Origin of the sequence: Sphingobium sp. B2, assembly GCF_007693735.1 — a bacterium.
GTDB classification, from domain to species: Bacteria; Pseudomonadota; Alphaproteobacteria; order Sphingomonadales; family Sphingomonadaceae; genus Sphingobium; species Sphingobium xenophagum.
Genome location: NZ_VDBZ01000013.1, coordinates 1 through 19,478 on the forward strand (window position 1 = coordinate 1; position 19,478 = coordinate 19,478).

The following is a 19,478-nucleotide window of genomic DNA, read 5'->3' on the forward strand; positions in this document are numbered from 1 at the left end:
AATCTTGGAAACCGTGTCAGAGTTTGCAACAGAGCCACAAAAAGGGGAGCATCGAGACCTGGCAAGGGTGGTTCGATGCTCCCCGAGGCCTGCCGCCCCGTAAGGGGCGGCAGGGTCGACGCTGGGAGGTGCCGCTTTAGGCGAGCGTCTTGACTTCGGTCTCGTTGTTGCGAAGGTCGGTGAGATAGGGGAACCGCTCGACGGTTGCCCGGATGTCCTTGATCCGGCCGCCGAAATCGCCCCACTGGACCACGACCTCGGTACCGATATCGGTCACGTCGAGGTCGACGCAGGCCATCGAGATGACTTCACGGAAATAGTAGCTGTAAGTGGTGCCCGAGGACCAGCCCACACGCTTACCGTTCAGCAGGACATGGTCCGCGTGGGCACGGGCAGGGTTGTCCGGCGCGACGGGAAAATCGATCATCTTATATTCTTCGCCCGGCTGGAACATCGAGGCGTAAGTGTCGATGATATCTTCGGGATTCCAGCGAAGCATGACGGTCGTCCGCCGGGGCGCGGCAATTTCCGCCTCGAGTGCGGCGCGGCCAAGGAAATCATGATCGAAGCGCGCCATCTTGTGCCACCGCGCCTCATAGGCCGTGCGCATCCTTGCGCGTGCGTCGTTCGGGTCGACGCTGCCGGACACGACATAGTGCGGGATATTCTCGAAGCCCGGGTTGGCGAAGGTCACGGACGACTGGGGAAACCCGCCTTCCACATGATTGACCCGGTAGGTCTTCCAGCCGAGCCGCTCGAGCCCGAACTCGGGGCCGGTTCCGGCCCGGTACACGATATCATAGATCTTCGGACCTTCCTCGAGCGGTCCGTGCAACTCGTAGCCCAGATTTCCGCTCATGCTCAGGCGAGCGACCCGGACCGCGATGCCCTCGATCTCGGTGTCGAGATAGTGCATGAACTTGAGGTCGCGCAGATTTTCGCCTGTCAACTTCTCGAGCAGGGCGAGCGACTTCGGGCCAGCGACCTGAAAAAGATAGTTTTTCCGGATTTCGGTCTCGACCTTCAGGTGGCTATAGGCCGGTTCCTGCAATTTCATACGCGGCCAGGCTCCGCCGGCGAACATATGATATTCGTCCTCCGCGACGCGGGCGGTCGCCGCGTGCGACATGATCAGCCCGTCTTCCTGGAGCATGACGAGGTGCTTCAAGCTCCCCACCGGATATTTCTGGAAGCCATTGATGCAGAGGCTTTCGAGCAGCTTCCCGGCGTCCGGGCCCTTGTAGACGACCGTATTGGCGCCAGACAGCCCGGCGTGGATATAGCATCCCGTCTTCCACGACATGCTTTCCTGTTTCCACCCGTTGAACTCCCAGGCGCGCATGAACGCCGTGCCTGGGCGCCACTCGGACGCGAGATATGTGACGTTGTCCGCATAAAATAGGCCCAGTCGGCCCGAAGCTGCGATTTTGGTCATCTTGGAGAACACGTCGGGAACGGGCTGGTTGTTGTTGACGATCGCCCATGCGAGGAACGACGTTCCGCTCCGATAAGGGAGCGGCGTTATGAGCCTTGGCGTTTCGAGTGGGGATCTGATCGGCTCCTGGAGCCTGAGTTTTTCGGACATCGCGTTCGTGACCGGCAAAGCGGAGACGGCACGACTGGGATTGGCGGTTCAGCTTAGATTTTTCGCCGGGCATGGCTTCTTTGTGCCGGATCATGCGTCGATACCCTCCGACGGTGTCTTGTATCTGGCGGAGCAACTTGGTCTCGATGCCAAATCCGTGAACCACTATGATTTTTCCGGGCGCACCGCCCGCCGGCATTGCGCGGAGATTTTGCGGCATCTCGGGTTCCGCCGTATGACGCAGACGGATCGCAGGGCGTTGTCGAGGTGGATTTCCGACGATCTTTGTGCGGGCGGGCAGCCGATCAATGCCATGCTCGAGCATGTTTTCCTGTGGTGCCGCGACCGCCGTATCTATGGGCCGTCGCGCAAGGAGCTGGAACGCCTCGTCCGTTCGCAACGACACCTCTATCTGGAGGCCCTGTTGGCCCGAGTCCGCGATCGGCTTGCGCCGGATGCGGTCGCCTTGCTGGAAGCCTCGCTCGCCGATCCCGATGGCCCGACCGGCTTCAACACGATGAAGGGGGATGCAGGTCAGGCGACGCTCGAAAACATTCTTGGCGTGACCGCCAAACTCGCCTTTATCCAACGGCTTGCTCTTCCCCGAGATTTCCTATCGGTCACGGGCAAGGCATGGGTCGATCAGATCGTTCGCCGGGTTGCCGGCGAGAAAGCCTCGGAGATGCGCCGGCATGTACCGGCGCGCCAGCTCGGGCTCTATGCCGTTTATCTGATGGCGCGGGAAGCTCAGCTTACGGATGCGATGGTCGACCTGCTGATCGAGACGGTCCATAAGATCGGATCGCGCTCGAAACGCAAGGTGGTGGGCGATATCGCGAAAGACATCGAGCGGGTCTATGGCAAGGAGCGACTCCTGGTCGAGATTGCCAGCGCTTCGATCGACGATCCATCCGGGCGCATCTGCGATGTCATTTTCCCAATCGCCGGCAAGGACAAACTGGCGGCGATCATCAAGGAAAGCCAGGCAAAGGGCGCCTTGGATCGGCGGATCTACAAGGTGATGCGGAGGTCATGGGCCAATCATTATCGCCGTATGCTGCCAAGCCTGCTTTCGGCACTGGAGTTCCGGTCGAACAACGCCGTGTGGCGTCCGGTGCTGGCGGCCCTGGACTGGATCAGAAGCAAAGTGGATGATGGATGCCGCTACGTGCCGCCGCACGCAGTGCCGGTCGACGAGGTCATTCCGGCGAGATGGCGCAGTTCCGTCATTGATGAAGAGGGGCGCGTAAACCGGATCAGTTATGAGCTTTGTGTCCTCGCGCAACTGCGCGATCGCATCCGTTCTAAGGAAATCTGGGTTGTCGGGGCGGACCGATACCGCAATCCCGATGACGATCTTCCCAAGGACTTCGATGCGCGGCGAGAAGCATATTACACAGGATTGAACCTGACGGCGGATGCGCGTGCATTTTCAAGCGCCATCCGGGAAGAGCTTGCTCAGGAACTGTTGCTCCTCAATGCCAATATTCCCCGGAACGACAAGGTTCGGCTGCTGTGGCGCGGCGAGAACCGTATATCTCTCACCCCGTTCAAACCCTTGCCCGAACCCAGGGGTCTCGCCTCGATCAAGACCGAGATCGGCCAACGCTGGCCGATGACCGGGCTGCTCGACGTACTGAAGGAGGCTGCCCTTGATACGGGACTTCTCGAAGCGTTCGAAACATCGGCCTCGCGTGTTGCACTGCCGAAAACCGCGCTGGATCAACGTCTCCTGCTATGCCTCTACGGCCTGGGAACGAATGCCGGGCTCAAGCGGATCGCCGGCGCCACCCCCGATGTCAGCTATGAAGAGCTGCTGCATGTCCATCGCCGCTTCGTTCATGCCGCGGCGCTCAAGGAGGCGTGTGCCAGGGTTGCGAATGCGACCCTGGCAATCCGCAATGCTGCAGTCTGGGGGGACGCCGGCACGGCCTGTGCGTCAGATTCCACAAAGTTCGGAGCCTGGGATCGCAACCTGATGACGGAATGGCATGCGCGTTATGGTGGACGGGGCGTCATGATCTACTGGCATGTCGAACGACGCGCGACATGCGTCTATTCCCAGCTCAAGCGCTGCTCTTCCTCCGAGGTCGCCTCCATGATCGAGGGCGTGCTGCGCCATTGCACCGACATGGAAATCCAGCGACAATATGTTGATAGTCATGGCCAAAGCGCGGTTGGCTTTGCATTTTGCCGGCTTCTCGGATTTGAGCTTGCACCCCGCCTGAAAGCGATCGCTCGCCAGAAGCTGGCTCTTCCCGATGTCGGCATGCGAACGCGGCTTCCCCACTTGCAGCCGATCCTCTCCAGTCCGATCAACTGGGATGAGATCGAGCAGCAATATGACGAGATGGTCAAATATGCAGCCGCGATGCAGACAAAAACCGCCGACCCGGAGGCGATCCTGCGCCGGTTTAGCCGCTCCGAGGTGATGCACCCGACCTACAAGGCGTTGAGTGAGCTGGGCCGCGCGGTCAAGACGATCTTCCTGTGCCGGTATCTGCGCGAGGAGTCCTTCCGCCGCGAAATTCATGAAGGCCTGAATGTCGTTGAAAACTGGAACAGTGCCAATGGGTTCGTTTTCTTCGGCAAGGGCGGCGAGATCGCCACTAACCGCATCGATGAGCAGCAGCTCTCGGTCCTGGCGCTACATTTGCTGCAAGCGTCGCTTGTCTATGTGAACACCCGAATGCTTCAGAGCGTGCTGGTGGAACCGAAATGGACGGGCCGGATGACGCCGGATGATTATCGCGGCCTCACACCGCTGATTTACAGCCACGTCAATCCTTATGGCCGCTTCGACCTCGATCTGAATAGCCGGATCGATTTTGGGCGGCTTGCTGCCTGACCGGGGCCTTTCCGCTCGCACCATTTGGGTNGCCAAAATCGCAGCTTCGGGCCGACTGGGCCCTATACCCAGCGCCTGTTCTGGGATCTGGGCGGGGATTCTTCGCCCTTCCGTAACATCGATTTCATGCCCGAACTTTTCTACCTGCTACCGGCCGTATCGAAGGGCACATTGGCGTTCGGCGGACAGGCGGGGCTGCGCCATGAGTCCAACGGCCGCGATGGGTTGGCGTCGCGCAGCCTCAACACCCTCTATGTCCAGCCTGTGGCGACGATACCGATCGGAGACTACAAGCTGTCGCTGGGCCCGCGCTACTCCTTCTATGTCGGTGACCTTGAAGACAATCCGGATGTGAAACGCTATCGCGGCCACACGTCCTTGTTCGCGGAGTTTGGCCGTGACGACGGGCTGCGACTGACTACCAACAGCCGCATTAATTTCTCGTCGGGCAAGGGCGCAATAGACGCTGAGCTTTCCTATCCGCTGGACAAGATCGTTGACACCAACCTCAACGTCTATGTCTTCGGCCAAGCCTTTGCTGGCTATGGCGAAAATCTGCTCGATTATGACCGCAAGGCGACACGACTGCGGCTTGGGGTCGCTATCGTCCGCTAATCCGGAACCGGGCAGAATCTATCGTAAGGTAGCGGGCCCGGCGTTGGACGTCCCCTTACCCTGATGCAAAAGTGATTTATGCATCATCGGAAGGCCAACGGCGTAAGAGTCTGTTTGAGAATTCATGAGATGATCGGGAGATTGCCATGTTACGTATTTTTATTGCTGCCACTACTATGGCAGTCTTGCTTTGGTCGCTGCCTGTATCCGCTGAAGAAATCCCTCGCTGCTCCTCCTCGTCTATTCCCGCAGCAGACAAGGCGCGCCTCACGGCGGAATACAAGCGGCGGTTTCTGGCTGAAGGGAAAACCAAGGCCGATGCCTGGGCCGGTGAGCAGGGAAGGCGCCATCGCGAAATCATGGAAAGGCAAGGTATCTGTCCCCCACGCGAACCGGCGAATAGCCAAGCCAATTCAGCGCCCCCGCCTCGAGAACAACCGACGAGCAAAAACCGTAAAAAGGGCAAGTGTACCCGTACCGTCTGGCAAACTCGTCATATAGCGAGCGCAGGTGGAGGCCCAATGAATACGATTAGGGTGCCTGTCTGCGTGAACTAAGCGAGCGACAGCAATGCTGGTGTGTTCGGTTATCCCGCCAAAGGGCACACAGGAAAAGCTCTGGTGCGAAGTCAAAAGTTTCGCATCAAACCAAAAGCCGCGCTTTTCCGTGCCCTTCCCTGATGCAAAAATCTGATGCAGAATCGCGCCATGATTTACGGCTATGCGCGCGTCTCCACCAACGGCCAAGATTTGGCCCAGCAGCTCGCCCAGCTTGAGGCGGCGGGCTGCGCGAAGATCTACCGCGAGAAGATCAGCGGCGCGTCGGCCGAGCGGCCCCAGCTCAAGCGCGCGATCGGCGCGCTCGATCCCGGCGACGTGCTGATGGTGACGGCGACCGATCGCCTCGCCCGCAACACGCGCGACCTCTTGAACATCCTCCATGCGGTAAAGGAGGCCGGGGCCGGCTTCCGCTCGATCGCCGAACCGATGGTGGACACGACCTCGCAGCTCGCCGAAGTTGTGATTGCCGTTCTAGGCGTCGCGGCCAGCTACGAGCGCCAGCGGATCGCCGAGCGCACCAGCGCTGGCCGCGCCCAGGCCAAGGCGCGCGGGGTCAAGTTCGGCCGCAAGAGCGCCCTCACCCCGCACCAGCAGGCCGAGGCGCGGCGCAAGCTCGACGCAGGCGACACCCAGCGATCGGTCGCGGCGCTGTTCAACGTCAGCCAAGCGACGATTTCGCGGCTACAGGGGTGATGAGCGACGCCCCCCGCCCTCTCTGGCGTTGATTTAGGCGGCGATCGCCGGCGCACATTCCCAGCGCCTGCCATGCCAGCGGAATCCTACCCGCTGCGCGTTGCTGATCGCTGGCGGCTCGCCCTTGCGCCAGAAGGCGCGCATCTTTGCCTGATCGTCAAGATGAGCGTCGGCCACGATCGCGCGCGCGGCCTGGATGAACTGCCCATGCCCGAACACATAGACCAGCGAGGCGGGCGGCATGGCGGCGAGCCGCGCCAGCGCGGCCTCGCAGCGCCGGAGCAGGGTGGCGAAGCTCTCCGCCCCTTCCCCGTCGCAATAATCAGGATCGGCCGCGCTCCAATAGCGTTCGAGGTGCGGCATCCGCTCCGCGCTGCGCGTGCCGTTCCAGCGCGCCGGTTGCAGATAGGTGAACTCCTCTATCGGCCACACTTCCACCGGCACGCCGGGAAAGCGCGCGATCGTTGGCGCAGCCGTCTGCTGCGTGCGGGTATAGGGCGACGTGACGATGAGCGCGGGCGCTTCTATCCAGCTCGCCGCGACTTCGCGTGCCTGTTCCTGGCCCAGCTCCGTCAGCTCGATCGCGCCGAGATCGTGGCAGGGCACGCCGGCGTTGCCGGTAGATTCGCCGTGGCGAATGAAGATTACGCGCATGGCTATTCAAACAGTTCCGCATGAGTGCCGGCGCGCACGAAGTTCACCAGATTCCCCTCAATCGTATAGATCAGCAGGAAATCGCCGCCGATATGGCACTCGCGATGATCGCTCCAATCGCCTTTCAGCGGATGATCCAGCCATTCCGGGCCTAACGGCGCGTCGTTGGCGATGAGCATCATCATCGCCTCCTTGAGCTGTTTCATGTTGTAGCGCCCGCTGCGCGACAGCCGCTCCCAATCCTTGACGAACCTTTTTCGTAGGACGCCTCTCTTGGGAACGCCGCCCGCTTACTGCTGGCGGGCTTCTTGGTCGAGGGCATCGAACATTTCCTGGGCATCGGTGAAACGGGCGCGGCGAGCCTTCATCGTCGCGCGGGACGCCTCGATCGCGGCGCGCGTCTCGGCGTTCGGCACCTTCAGCTCGAACGGCAACGCATGATCCTTGGCGACCCGCGTGAGGGTCATGCGGACCACATCCGAGACGGTCAGCCCCAGCTCGGCCAGCACGGCGGCGGCTTCATCCTTCAATGTTGCGTCGATGCGCGCGCGCACGAAAGCGGTAGCGGCCATTGGAACCTCCTTAGTCAAGCCGATAATGTAGCTCAGTTGAGCAACAATTTCAATCCAGGCTAGGGGGCGGCGCCTGCCGCTGGCGCGGCACCGTGGCCCTACTCGCTTCGTTCCCCAAGCCCGCAAGCGGTCTTGGCCCACGGAGACGACCCACATGGCGGGGGCGCGACCGCAAGCGGGTCTCGCTTCCTGGTGCCGGCGTGCGCCGGCGTCGATCCTGTTTGAAGGGGGAAAGGCGGTCCCCTGTCTCTTATACACATCTGGTCTTGGCCCAAGGTGACGACCCACATGGCGGGGGCGAGATCGCAAGCGGGTCTCGCTTCATGGTGCCGGCGTGCGCCGGCGTCGATCCTGTTTGAAGGGGGAAAGGCGGTCCCGGCCGCCTCTCCCCCGCAACGGGATTAGACGGGGCCGTGCCTCGCTGCGCTGCGGCCGCACCACCCCCATCGAAGCCCGCTGCCCCCCTCTCTCGCCGGCGGTCTTGGGCGTCCGTGTTCCGGCCGATGGCATGGCCATCGCCGAACAGGCGATTTGAAGGGAGTAAGGACGATGACCCACGAAACCCGCGAAAGCTGGCTCAATGCGGTGGCGGCGGGCATGGCCCCGCTGTTCGAGGTGCTGGACGCCCCCCTGCCCGACCGCGTGCGCGTGGCGATCGGCTTCACCAGCAGAGGCGCGAAGGCCAAGGCGATTGGCGAGTGCTGGGATAATCGGTTGAGCGCGGACGGGCATTTTGAAATCTTCATCCGCCCGGACCTGGCGCACGCGCCCGACGCGATGCCGGCGCAGATCGCAGCCATCCTCGCGCATGAGCTGGTCCATGCCGCTGTCGGCATCCCGGCAGGGCATGGGAAGACGTTTAACGGGTCGCCCTTGGGCTGGGGCTGGTCGGGCCGATGCGCGCCACCACCCCCGGCGAGGCGTTCCTTGCGCCCATCGCGCCGATCCTGGAGTGCGTTGGCCCCCTCCCCCATGCCCGTCTCGACACGGACGGGGAGTCGACCGCGCCCAAGAAGCAGAAAACCCGGATGCTCAAATGCGAGTGCGCGACGTGCGGCTATACCGTGAGGACCGCGCGCAAATGGCTTGAGCAGGCCGGAGCGCCGCTTTGCCCGATCGAGGATCACGGCCAGATGGAGCATGAGCCGCTGGACGATGACGACGCCGAACCGGAGGAATGATGCGGCGCGCTTTCGTCATTTCAGATTCAGCGCCTCCCTATCGTCATTTCGGGAACGACAGGGCTTCCCCTCCCGGTCTATTGTGTATACAAGTATAGGATTATACGTGTAGGAGTGTAGCATGAAGGTTCTCGCCATTCTCTCACAGAAAGGCGGCGTTGGGAAAACGACGCTCGCGACCTGTCTGGCAGTCGCGGCCGAGCAGGCGGGCAAGGTCGCCGCGATCATCGACCTGGACCCGCAGGCGACGGCCTCGTTCTGGAAGGACGTGCGCCAGCTCGACACGCCCGCCGTGGCGTCGATTCAGCCGGTGCGCCTGCCCGCTATGCTCAAAGCCTGCGAGGACGCCGGCACCGATCTTGTCGTGATCGACGGGGCGGCGGTCGCGCGCGACGTGGCCTATGAGGCAGCGCGTCACGCTGATTTCATCCTGATCCCGACTAAGACGGCCGTGTTCGACACGATGAGCATGACGCACACCCTCGACGTGGTGCGCCAGCTCGACCGCGCCTTTGCCGTGGTCCTTACCTTCGTGCCCCCGCAAGGTCAGGAAACTGGCGATGCGATTCAGGCCGTGGCGGAGCTAGGCGCGACGGTTTGCCCGGTGACGATCGGCAACCGCAAAGCCTTTTTCCGCGCCCAAGCCGCAGGCCGGGCCGTGCAGGAGTTCGAGCCGCATGGGCCAGCGGCCGACGAAATCCGCCGACTATACGAGTATACAAATATACGCCTATACAATCAGGCGGAGGTGGCGTGATGGCGAAGGGCGGAAACAGTCTGCAAGCGGTGCTGAACCGCGCCAAGGCGGACGGAGACGCGGCCCCGGCCCCAGCGTCGGCGATCGAGCCGGTAGACGTGACCCGCAAGGCCCCGCCGAGCGGCCGACAGGGGACCAAGCTGATTGGCGGGCATTTCCCTCCCGAGGTCAGCACGCAGCTTCGCATTATCGCGGCCGAGGAAGGGACGACCGTTCAAAGCCTGCTGGGCGAGGCGCTGGACGACCTGTTTGTGAAGAAGGGAAGGGGGCGCATCGCCGGCTAGTATAGATGTATACAATTATACACCTATACATCTATACACCTATACTAGCGCAAGGGGGCAGTCTTGTGCTTGTTGCGACAGAAGCCGATGAAGGCGGCGCGGGGGCTTTTCAGTTCCGGCCGCCCGCTGTCGATCCACCATGACACCCATTGGTCATAGAGCGCGTAAACGTCATAGCCAGGCGCAACGCTCTTGGCGTCGTGGAAGCCTTCGGGGTCGATATAGGGCCGCTCGGGTTCCGCCTCGATCGCCTCGACCGTATCCAGAGCCTCGCGATTGCGGAACGTGACCGTATCGCCGTTCATTTCCACGGCATAGTCGGGCAGATGATCGTGCGCGACGAGATCGCGCAGCATCGAGCGGAACACGCGCAAATGGCTACTCGCGCCGGTCTTTTTCTGTAGCGTTTCGACCGAGATCGACCATTTTTCCTGCGCGCCGCAATGCTTGCGCGCCAGCTCGTAGATACGCCGTTCGAGCGGCTTGCGGAGGCGGAAATAGTCGCGATGGAGCGTCAGGACGCTGCGCCCCTCAACCATCTTGAACAGCCAGTCGGATAGCGTGACCTTGATTTCCGACATTTGGCCGGAGCGGGTTTGCCGCACGATCCGCCATTCATTGATGAGGCCGAAACCTTCGGTGATTTCCTCGCCATCGGCCTTGATATTCGTGGTGATCCGCGTCCCCGACAGCCGCTCGAACGCGCTCCGCAGCCGGTCATAGCCGTCGCCATCGGTTTGCCGGTTGGTCCACACCAGTAGATCGCGAGCAGTGAGGTGCAAGGTGCGGCTCGGTCGCTCCCCCTGGTTCATCTTCCCGATGAGCTGGGAGATGCAGTAGATCAGAATATCCTTGTCGTGGATCGTCGCCAGCCCTTTGACGCTGGGGACGATTTCGAGCTTGTTGCCGTTATGCTCATAGCGGAACACGCGCCGATCGGGCTTGGTCGCGAGCGAGAAAATCGGATGCTCCATCGAGGCCATGTCATCCTTGGGGATGGCGTCGAGAACATCGCAAATGAACAGATCGGGATCGGGGTAGCGAACAGGCAGCAGGGGAGGGCGTCCCTCCGCGCCGTTCGGGGTTTCATTGACGGCAAGCGGGAGTTCGGGGTTTCGTTGACGGTCAGGCTCGATTCGGGGTTTCATTGACGCGCACCGTAGATTCGGGGTTTCATTGACGCAACGGAAAAGTTCGGGGTTTCATTGACGGGTGATCGCGATTCGGGGTTTCGTTGACGCAGATTCGGGGTTCTGGAGTCACCAGATTCGGGGTTCCGTTGACGCCGAGGGCAAAAAAACGCCCGATTATTCTAATATTTTCAGTTGCTTATGAAACCGCCAAAATCCCGTAACACGACTCTTTAACCCATATATTAACACTAGGCCGACCTGTGGATAACTTTAACCGCAGCGCCCACTCGACGCCGGATCATCGTGGTTTCACCCACCAGCGTCCCGCCAGATCGAACAACTTGTCCTGATTTTCGGGACAGAGGCAGCATGATCCACTCGCGCCGCGCTACCGGCACCGGTCAGAGGGAAGAAAAGCGCCGCCTCTTGGGGGCTTCGCCCCCGCCGGCTCGCGGCCTTCGGCCGCCCCGGATCGCTTTGCGATCCTCCCACCCGGCATCCCCATGATGAGCCGGCTTCGCCGGCACGCTTTTTGCTAGATTGAGGATCGTTTAAACGCCCCGCTTCTATCGACACCACAGCGCCAGCGGCACCGTCGCAATTGGCTTTCCAGGAAAGCCAGGCGGATAGGGCGGTGATCGAGCCGAGAGGGCAGGGGAGGCGGAAACGTCGCAGCAGGGGCGATTTCCGGGCCGCTGGGCTTCATTCTGGACGTTTGGCAGGCCGGGGAGGGTCCAAGCGGCAATGGCGCTCTACGGGCTTCCCATGCGGCCGATTTCTGGAAAGCTAGATCCTCGCGAGGTCGGGGATCGAAACGGCGAGCCTCAAGGTTTGTGCGCCAGGCAACGATTTCACGGATTTGGCCCCGAACATTGCTGCGGGAGAGGGCGGAATCCTACGCCAAGAGCCGGCAGGGCAGGGCGCGGAAAGTCCGCTAAACAACGCCAAGGGCGAACAGACGGCGAACATGTATATTTGTATACGCCTATACATTCGCGCCTAGTGGCGCGTCCGCTTCGGTGGCGTCGGCGCGGCCATCAGCTCATCAAAGGCGGAGTCATCGCCCAATGCGTAGCGGCGCAGCGGATCATCCTCGGTCATGCGGCCGGCCTGGACTTCGCGCCATGTCACATATCGCAGCCGGCTCCGGTCCAACGCGCCATCGACAAGACATTCCGCGCGCAGGAACATCCATATCTGGCCCTGCCGGTGCTGGGCGAAGGCTTCAAGATCGCCGTTCGTCTCTTGGAGATGCACCGCCACAAGATCGCAGACGAGATTGAATATCCGCATGAGGCCGAGCCGGCTTTCCTCATCGGTGATCGCTTCGTGCAGCTCCAACACTTCGTCGCGGATCGCCGGAAGAGGTGCGGAACCGCTCTCTCCATAGGCCATGAGCCGGTCCCAAAGATCAATGACGCGTTGGTCCATATTCTATCCTTCCGCCCTTGGCGGCAGTTCTGACACTATACAGCAAACGGCCTTTTTCACTTCGTCGATAGTGTCCGTTCACGCCTTGTCGAACTTCCCGGCGAACTCGCGATCGGCGTAGTAGCGCAGCTTGGCGGCGACGATCGGCCGTTGCCCCGCAAGGAACAGGAGCTGCAAATCCTCGCGCAGCGTGCGGACTTCATCCGGCGTCAGCAACGGCCGCGCTACATGCTGCGATCCGAACGATATGCCGGTTTCCTCCGCGTCGATCGCGCGGCTCATCGTCTCGAACACGACTGTCTCCTGGCCGAGCAGATCGGAGACGAGCCTGGCGCTGTCGTGATCGTTGACGCCGAACACTTGCAGCACGCCGGCGTTGGACAGGAAGGTGCCGGCGCGGCGCTCGTAGAGCGCGCGGAGCTGGTGAACATCTTGCAGGATCGGCCAGAGCTGGATGCCATAGCCGGCCATCAGGCCCATCGCGCGCTCGACGGGTTCGAGGCGGCCGAGGGCGGCGAACTCATCGAGCAGGAACAGGACGGAGCGGGCAGGGGAGGACGGCGCGCGCGCCAGATCGGTCAGCCCTTGCGCGAGCATCAGGCGCAGTCAGCGGGCATAGGTGGCGAGCCGATCGGGCGGCAACACCAGATAGACGGTGGTGGCGTGCGCCTTCACATCGGCGAAGGTGAAATCCGAGCGCCCCAGCACGGCCGACATGCGCGGCGAATCGAGGAAATGGGTATGGCGCTGCGCGGCCGACAGCACGCCGGCGGCCTCGCGATCGGACTTGCCCAGGTGGCGGTTCGCGGCGCGGGCGATCAGGCCGCGCGCCTGCGTGCTGCGCGACATTTCCCGCAGCATCCTTTGGAAATTATCGGGCGCGAAGGTGAGGCAGTCGCGCACCGCTTCCAGCGTGCGGTCCTGGCCTCGCGATTCCGGGTCGCACGCCACCCACAGGAGGATGCCGGCGATCAGCGCCTTGGCTTCCTCGTTCCAATGCGCCTCGCCGGCTTCGCCGGGAGCGTCATAGACCAGCGCGTCGGCCAGCGTCATGCAGTCGTCGGCGAGATCGAGGCCGGCAGGGTCGATGCGATCGAGCGGATTGAAGGCAGCGCCGGGAAGGCCCGTCACCCCGAACGGATCGAGGACATGGACCGGGCCGAACTTTGCCCGATGGCGGGCGGTGATGCGGGCATTCTCGCCCTTGGGGTCGAGGCAGACGACCGGGCCGGGATAGTCGAGCAGGTTGGGAATGATGGTCCCCACGCCCTTGCCGGTGCGCGTCGGCGCGATCGTCAGCAGATGCGAGGGGCCGGCATAGCGCAGCAGCCTGCCGTTCTTGCGGTCGCGGCCGATCAGCAGGCCGTCGCCATTTTGGGCGAGGGGGCGAGTTTCCCGATCGGTGGCGAAGCGGGCCGAGCCGTGCGTGGCATCGCCGGCAGGGCCGCCGTAGCGCAGGATCAGCGGTTGAAAGAGGGCGCGCAGCGCGACGAGGATGACGACGATCGCCGTCAGCATCATGACGGTCTGATAGATATGGGAATCGTGGGCCAGGCCGAGCAGCCTGCCAAGAATGAGCGGCACCCCAAGCCCCAGCACCAGGCCGGTGATGAGGAACAGGACCAGGACGCCGAACAGGTGGCGGATGAGGGCGACCGGGCTGGTGACGAGGGCCGTGATCGCCCATATCGGCTGTTCGCGCGCGAGCCGCGCGAGGTTGCGGATCGCGCGGCCGAGCTGGCGGAACCATTCCATCATCAGGATTCCCTCCCGCTGTCGTTTTCGAGATGTTCGGCGCAGATCGCGGCGGCGATCGTGTGGAGATGCTTCACGCGGTCAACGAGCCAGGCCAGTTCGTCGGGGGTGATTTCATAGGCATGGGAATAGCGCGCCTCGACATAGGCGCGCTGGAGCTGCGCAAAATGGCGGCGGGCGGCGCGGGTATCGCGCGGCCAGGCTTCGATCAGCCGGGGATCGAGATTTTCGGCAAGCGAGCGCAGGATGCCGATGCGGTGCGATTTGGGCGCGTAGAGCGTCAGGACGAGCAGCAGGCCATGATAGGCGCGCTCGACGGCCTGGTGGAGCATGAACGCGGCATGGTTGGTCTCGCCGTCGCGGATCGCATATTCGGCGAGCGTCAGGCAGTATGCGGCATCGGGGAGCCACTTGTCATAATGCGCCCTGGCTTCGGCGTGGCGTTCCTGCGCGTCGAGCTGGCGCGGCACGGCGAGGCGCTGTCCCGGCGCTTCGTAGAGGGCGATCCCATCGCGGGCTATGTCGGCGAAGAAGGGACGGCCGCGCGCGAGCTGGTCGTTCACGTCCATCAGCGAATGGACGATGAAATTGACGGGCGTGGCGAGCTGGCGGGTGACGGTCAGCTCGCGCACCAGATGATCGTCGGCGACAGCCCACCATGTTGCAGATCGGTGAAGGTCTCGGAGTTGACGATGACGAGCAGATCATAGTCGGAGATATAGCCGCTGGCGCGATCCTCGACCCAATCGCCGCGCGCGTAGGAGCCGAACAGGATCAGCTTGAGGATGCGGCCGCCCTTGCGCTTGTCGGAGAGCTTGGTTTTGACGGCATCCTCAAATTCATCGAACAGGACGCGGGCGACCCGTTCCAGCTCGCGGCGCTTGGCGGCGGGAAGATGATCGAGGCCGGCGCGCATGGTCAGCGCGCTTCGGGCAGGTCGATAGCGGTGATGCCCTGAGCGGCGGCGATGGCGTCCACCAGGCTATCGACGGTTTCCATGCGATGGCTGGGCCAGTCGCGTGAGACGGTGACATAGCCGGCGTCGGTCTGGACGTTGATGATCGCCGTGGCGGGCAGCAGATCGAGCAGGGTTGCGAGCTTGTCCTGAATATCGGGGGTGATGTGGTCGATGCCGGGGCCGACCATCAGGAGCTGCCAGGAAAGGCGCGAGGTGTCGTCAGTCATGGGCGGTCTGTTCCTTGCTGTCCTGTCCTTCCGCTTCCGCGTCGAACGCACGTTTGCCGCGCCGCTTCCAGAGCGCGAGCGCGTTGCCATCATCACGCGCGCGGGCGGCAAGATCGAGCATCGCGCCGTAGAGCGTTGCGCGATCGTCGTCGGCCAATTCGACGAGGCCGGCCTTCTGGACGAGGCCGCCCAGCTCTATGAGATGGCGGGTGCGTTCGCGGCGCTGCACGACCCATCCTCTCGTATCGGTGCGGCGCTTGGCGGCTTCAACCCTGTGCCTCGCCTGCGCCAGTCTGGTTTCCGCTTTCGCCGTTGCCGCCAGAGCGTCGCCCAGCCTTGCGCCCGCGTCCCTGAAAGAAGGCCGCGCCCCGCGAGCGCAACGCCTCCTTTTCGCCAGCGTCGGCCGATTCCACGGCAGCGAGCAGCGCGCCGGCGAGTGTGTCGAGATCGAGCGCATCGGCCCCGGTTGCCGTCACCAGTAACCCAAGTTGCTCGATCTTCTTGGCCTTGATAGACTTGGCCTTGTCGCTCAGTGCCCGCAATTCGGCGTCATAGTCGCGCGTTTTTCGCATCACTCTCTCCCTCGCGCCCGTCGAAGGGTCGTGCGGCTGAGCGGAACAGGAAAGTGTCATAAGGCACTGTTTGGCTCGATACAGCGATAGATGGTGGCCGGGTGAACGTTGAAGGTCCTTGCGACGGCGCTAATGGACTTACCCTCGAGAACGAGTTGGCGAGCGAGCTCCGCCTGATCTGGGCGCATTTTCTTTGGGCGTCCGAAGCTCACACCGCGCGCCATCGCCGCCTTTCGCCCCTCCTCGGTTCGGCTCAATATGAGAGTCCGCTCGAACTGGGCGATCCCAGCGAATACGGTCATGATCATCACGCCAGACGGGGACGTGGTATCGGCCCAAGGTTCATCAAGCGATTGTAATCCTGCCTGCTTTTCCTTGATGCGTTCCGCGATGTGCAGGAGTTCGATGGTGGATCGCGCCAAACGATCGAGGCGGGCGACGACGAGAACATCGTCTTTGCGCAGGTGACCCATCAGCTTTTCAAGCTCGGGCCGGCCACGAGCGGCCCCCGATATTTTCTCTTCGAACATCATTTCACAGCCCGCCTCCGAGAGCCGACCGCGCTGGATTTCCAAGTTCTGATCCTCGGTGGAAACGCGCGCGTAGCCGAGCTTCATGCGACTGCTCCAGATATTGTGCGAAAGTTACTGCAAAACAATTTTGTTTCGCACATATGTTTTGCGAAGAAATTCGCCTTGTTTATCGGCATGGGCCGTCCCCTTCGCAAAAGTTGAAAGTTTCGCACGGTATGCCCACCCGTCACCTCACTGACGCCCAGCGTCAGGGCTTTGCCCGCTTTGATGGCGAACCGTCGGCCGATCAACTCGCGCGATATTTCCATCTGGACCAAACTGATCGCGACCTCATTGGAACTCTGCGCGGCGACCACAATCGGCTCGGCTTTGCCGTGATGCTGACGAGCGCCCGGTTTCTGGGCGCATTTCCAGTCTCGCCCGCCGAGATCCCAGCGTCGGTCCTGGCGGCCGTGATCGAACAACTCGCTCTTGAACCCGGCACGGACGTGGACGCCTATTTTGCGGGAAGCCGACGCATCCGGCACCTCGCGCTCATCCGGACGCACTGCGGCTTCACGGACTTTGGCGACAACGCGGTGGCACGTTTCCGGCTGACCCGATGGCTCTACGCCCTTTGCTGGAGCGGCGACGATCGGCCCGGCCCCCTGATTGATCGAGCTGCGGCCTGGCTGATCGCCAACAAGGTGCTGCTGCCGGGCGTCACGGTCGTCGAGCGCCTGGTTGGCAGGATCCGCGATCGTGCGCGGACCAGGCTTTGGCGCCATCTGGTCGCCAGCTTGAGCGATGACCAGCGCGTGCGCATCGCCGCGCTGTTTGACGATGGCGACACATCCACGTTCGCCGCCCTGGACGCGCTCCGGACCGTTCCCTCCAAGCGCATGCCGACCGAACTCTTCCGACACCTTGATCGGCTCGATGCGGTCCGGGCGTTCAATCTGCGGCCGGCGCCACCGCGGGGCGTTCCCGCCACAACCCTTGAGCGGCTCGCGCGGGTAGCGCGCGTCGGCAAGCCCTCGGCCATCGCCGCCCTTCAGGAGCCTCGTCGAACCGCGACCGTAGCCGCGCTCTTCCATACGCTCGAAGCGGCGGCCCAGGACGACGCCGCCGAGCTGGCCGAGGCTCTGCTCGCCGACTTGGTGAAAGGGGCTGAAGCCGCCGACAAACAGGCCCGCCTGCGCAGTCTGCGCGATCTCGATGGCGCCGCGATGCTGCTCCACGCAATGGGTCTGTTGGTTTTGACCGACGACGCCCTGCCCCTCAATGAATGGCGAGATGTGCTCTTCGAGCGGTTGCCCCGTCCCGACATCGAGGCCGCCATGTCCAAGGTGGAGGCGATCGCCAAGCCCGCGGAGACCAAGCCCTATGATCAACTGCGAACAAAATGGCGGAGCGCCCGGCGATTGTTCTTTGAAATCGCTACCCGCATCGAGACCGACGCTGCCCCAGGTGGCAAAAACGTCAAGGCCGCGATCAGCTACCTCAAGGGCGTGGACGACTGGTCCTCTCTCGTCAAGATGCGCGGCGCACCGATCGCTACGGTCTCGAAGGCGTGGAGGCAACATGTCCTGGATGACGATGGCAGGATGCGCGACCCGAAGGCCTATGTCTTCGCGATCATCGATGCGTGGCGTCTGGCGATCAAGCGTCGCGATGTGTTCGCCAAGCCCGGCATCCGATACGGGGATCCCCGGCGCGGGATGCTCGAGGGCGAGTCCTGGCACAATTCCAGGTTGATGGTAGCACGCGCCCTGGGCCGATCTCTGGAAGCCGACATTGAGATTGACGGTCTCTCCCGCCTTCTCGACGAGGCATATCGACATGTCGTTGCGCGCGCCGGCGACAATCCGGACCTGCGTTTTGAGACGGTCGCCGACAAGATGGGGATTGTGGTCACGCCCCTCGACAAGCTTGATGAACCCGAGAGCCTTCGAGCACTTCGCGCCGCCGTCCAAACGCGCATGCCGAAGGCCGGAATGCCCGACATCTTTCTTGAAGTCATGGCGCGAACCGGATTTGCCAAGTCCTTTACGCATCTGAGCGAGCGTCAGGCCACCGTCGAGCACTTCGAGATAAGCCTGTGCGCGACCCTGGTCGGCGGCGCCTGCAACATCGGTCTTGAGCCGATCGTGCGCCCGGAATTTGCGGCTCTGCGTCGCGACCGTCTTTCTTGGGTCGGTCAGAATTTCATTCGGCCCGAGACCATCGCCGCGGCCAACGCCGCGATCGTTTCCGCTCACAGTCGTCTGGATATCGTCCAACATTGGGGCGCAGGCGAGGTGGCCAGCGCCGACGGCATGCGTTTTGTCGCTCCGTCGAGCGCCATACACGCCGGGCCCAACCCCAAATATTACGGCCAGGAGCGCGGCGTCACTTGGTACAACATGATTTCCAATCAGTTCAGCGGTCTGACCGGAGCGGTCATCCCCGGCACGTTGCGCGACAGCCTGGTCGTCCTGGCTCTCCTGCTGGAGCAGGAAACCGAGCTCGATCCTCTGGAGATCATGACCGACACCGCCGCCTATTCCGACGCCATTTTCGGTCTGTTCTGGCTCTTGGGCTACCGGTTCAGCCCCCGTCTGGCGGACATCGGCGACGCCAAACTCTGGCGTATCGACCGCCAGGCGAGCTATGGGCCGTTCGATCAGACCGCCTGGGGCAGGGTTAAAATCAATCTGATCCGGGAAAACTGGTCCGACCTTATCCGCTTGGCCGGATCGCTCAAGCTCGGCCACCTCNCGATCGCGGCATGATCGCGGACCTCAACGTGCATTGGGACATCGCCAAGGACGGAAGTCCCAAGCCGCACGCGCATGTGATGTTGTCGATGCGCGATGTCGGGCCGGATGGGTTCGGGAACAAGAACCGGGACTGGAATGATCGCGCACTGCTGAAGGAGTGGCGCGAGGCGTGGGCCGATCATGTCAATGAGCGCCTTGCCGAGCTGGATATCGATGCCCGCATAGATCACCGCACCTTGGAGGCACAGGGCATCGACCTTGAGCCGCAGCACAAGATCGGGCCGGCGGCATCGCGTATGCCCGAACAGGGGCTTGAGGCGGAGCGGGTCGAGGACCATGCGCGGATCGCGCGCGAGGGCTCTGTTGCAAACATGGGGCA

Annotated in this window: 15 protein-coding genes and 5 pseudogenes; 8 read left to right on the forward strand and 12 right to left on the reverse strand. The window is 62.6% G+C overall.

Annotation, left to right across the window (positions count from 1 at the left end):
- Nucleotides 1-136 precede the first annotated feature (136 nt).
- Entirely contained in the window at nt 137-1,585 is a 1,449-nt protein-coding gene (locus FE851_RS25390; protein ID WP_145206914.1) for an aminomethyltransferase family protein, read from the reverse strand.
- Here FE851_RS25390 and FE851_RS25395 point away from each other — a divergent pair.
- The 3 genes from FE851_RS25395 to FE851_RS25405 all read left to right on the forward strand — a co-directional run bounded on the left by FE851_RS25395 (nt 1,524) and on the right by FE851_RS25405 (nt 6,301).
- Nucleotides 1,524-4,433 (forward strand): Tn3 family transposase, encoded by a 2,910-nt coding sequence (locus tag FE851_RS25395; RefSeq protein ID WP_006961814.1) that lies wholly within the window; start codon nt 1,524-1,526, stop codon nt 4,431-4,433. The genes FE851_RS25390 and FE851_RS25395 overlap by 62 nt on opposite strands.
- Before the next feature lie 24 nt (nt 4,434-4,457).
- Nucleotides 4,458-5,048, forward strand: a complete 591-nt coding sequence (locus FE851_RS25400) for a phospholipase A (RefSeq protein ID WP_145206915.1) — start codon at nt 4,458-4,460, stop codon at nt 5,046-5,048.
- 692 nt (nt 5,049-5,740) lie between these two features.
- Nucleotides 5,741-6,301 (forward strand): recombinase family protein, encoded by a 561-nt coding sequence (locus FE851_RS25405; RefSeq protein ID WP_017501690.1) that lies wholly within the window; start codon nt 5,741-5,743, stop codon nt 6,299-6,301.
- A gap of 33 nt (nt 6,302-6,334) precedes the next feature.
- Here FE851_RS25405 and FE851_RS25410 read toward each other — a convergent pair whose 3' ends face one another.
- The 3 genes from FE851_RS25410 to FE851_RS25420 all read right to left on the reverse strand — a co-directional run bounded on the left by FE851_RS25410 (nt 6,335) and on the right by FE851_RS25420 (nt 7,527).
- Complete coding sequence (locus FE851_RS25410; protein ID WP_017501689.1) at nt 6,335-6,955, reverse strand: histidine phosphatase family protein; 621 nt, start codon at nt 6,953-6,955, stop codon at nt 6,335-6,337.
- Between the two features lie 2 nt (nt 6,956-6,957).
- Nucleotides 6,958-7,161 (reverse strand): type II toxin-antitoxin system YafQ family toxin, encoded by a 204-nt coding sequence (locus tag FE851_RS25415; RefSeq protein ID WP_017501688.1) that lies wholly within the window; start codon nt 7,159-7,161, stop codon nt 6,958-6,960.
- Nucleotides 7,162-7,245: 84 nt separating this feature from the next.
- Nucleotides 7,246-7,527: a type II toxin-antitoxin system RelB/DinJ family antitoxin gene (locus FE851_RS25420; protein ID WP_145206916.1), complete on the reverse strand. Its 282-nt coding sequence runs from the start codon at nt 7,525-7,527 to the stop codon at nt 7,246-7,248.
- 549 nt (nt 7,528-8,076) lie between these two features.
- On the opposite strand from FE851_RS25420, the pseudogene FE851_RS25430 reads away from it, so the two are divergent.
- The 3 genes and pseudogenes from FE851_RS25430 (at nt 8,077) to FE851_RS25440 (ending at nt 9,749) form a co-directional block, all read left to right on the forward strand.
- A pseudogene (locus FE851_RS25430) lies at nt 8,077-8,708 on the forward strand (transcription elongation protein SprT).
- Between the two features lie 121 nt (nt 8,709-8,829).
- The gene (locus FE851_RS25435; protein WP_017501684.1) at nt 8,830-9,465 is read left to right on the forward strand and encodes an AAA family ATPase; all 636 of its coding nucleotides are present in this window, start codon (nt 8,830-8,832) and stop codon (nt 9,463-9,465) included.
- Nucleotides 9,465-9,749 carry a ribbon-helix-helix domain-containing protein gene (locus FE851_RS25440; RefSeq protein WP_017501683.1) on the forward strand — a complete coding sequence of 95 codons (285 nt, stop codon included), beginning with the start codon at nt 9,465-9,467 and terminating at the stop codon, nt 9,747-9,749. Before FE851_RS25435 ends, FE851_RS25440 begins: the two co-directional genes overlap by 1 nt.
- Before the next feature lie 44 nt (nt 9,750-9,793).
- On the opposite strand, the gene FE851_RS25445 is transcribed toward FE851_RS25440, so the two are convergent.
- The 8 genes and pseudogenes from FE851_RS25445 to FE851_RS25485 form a co-directional block, all read right to left on the reverse strand.
- On the reverse strand, nt 9,794-10,897 hold the full coding sequence (locus tag FE851_RS25445) for a replication initiator protein A (protein WP_004213366.1): 1,104 nt from the start codon (nt 10,895-10,897) through the stop codon (nt 9,794-9,796).
- 984 nt (nt 10,898-11,881) lie between these two features.
- The gene (locus tag FE851_RS25455; protein WP_261371190.1) at nt 11,882-12,277 is read right to left on the reverse strand and encodes a hypothetical protein; all 396 of its coding nucleotides are present in this window, start codon (nt 12,275-12,277) and stop codon (nt 11,882-11,884) included.
- A gap of 114 nt (nt 12,278-12,391) precedes the next feature.
- Nucleotides 12,392-14,068, reverse strand: a pseudogene (locus tag FE851_RS25460) (type IV secretory system conjugative DNA transfer family protein).
- 2 nt (nt 14,069-14,070) lie between these two features.
- Nucleotides 14,071-14,984, reverse strand: a pseudogene (locus FE851_RS25465) (HEPN domain-containing protein).
- A gap of 2 nt (nt 14,985-14,986) precedes the next feature.
- Nucleotides 14,987-15,253: a hypothetical protein gene (locus FE851_RS25470; protein ID WP_026109288.1), complete on the reverse strand. Its 267-nt coding sequence runs from the start codon at nt 15,251-15,253 to the stop codon at nt 14,987-14,989.
- Complete coding sequence (locus tag FE851_RS25475) at nt 15,246-15,482, reverse strand: conjugal transfer protein TraD (RefSeq protein WP_017501678.1); 237 nt, start codon at nt 15,480-15,482, stop codon at nt 15,246-15,248. Before FE851_RS25475 ends, FE851_RS25470 begins: the two co-directional genes overlap by 8 nt.
- Before the next feature lie 37 nt (nt 15,483-15,519).
- Entirely contained in the window at nt 15,520-15,825 is a 306-nt protein-coding gene (locus tag FE851_RS25480; RefSeq protein ID WP_017501677.1) for a conjugal transfer protein TraD, read from the reverse strand.
- Nucleotides 15,826-15,881: 56 nt separating this feature from the next.
- Complete coding sequence (locus FE851_RS25485; protein WP_011950653.1) at nt 15,882-16,442, reverse strand: recombinase family protein; 561 nt, start codon at nt 16,440-16,442, stop codon at nt 15,882-15,884.
- 131 nt (nt 16,443-16,573) lie between these two features.
- On the opposite strand from FE851_RS25485, the pseudogene FE851_RS25490 reads away from it, so the two are divergent.
- Both FE851_RS25490 and FE851_RS25495 read left to right on the forward strand, forming a co-directional pair.
- Nucleotides 16,574-19,105 (forward strand): annotated as a pseudogene (locus FE851_RS25490) (Tn3 family transposase); the annotation flags it as partial.
- Nucleotides 19,099-19,478 (forward strand): annotated as a pseudogene (locus FE851_RS25495) (MobA/MobL family protein); the annotation flags it as partial. The pseudogenes FE851_RS25490 and FE851_RS25495, both read left to right, overlap by 7 nt.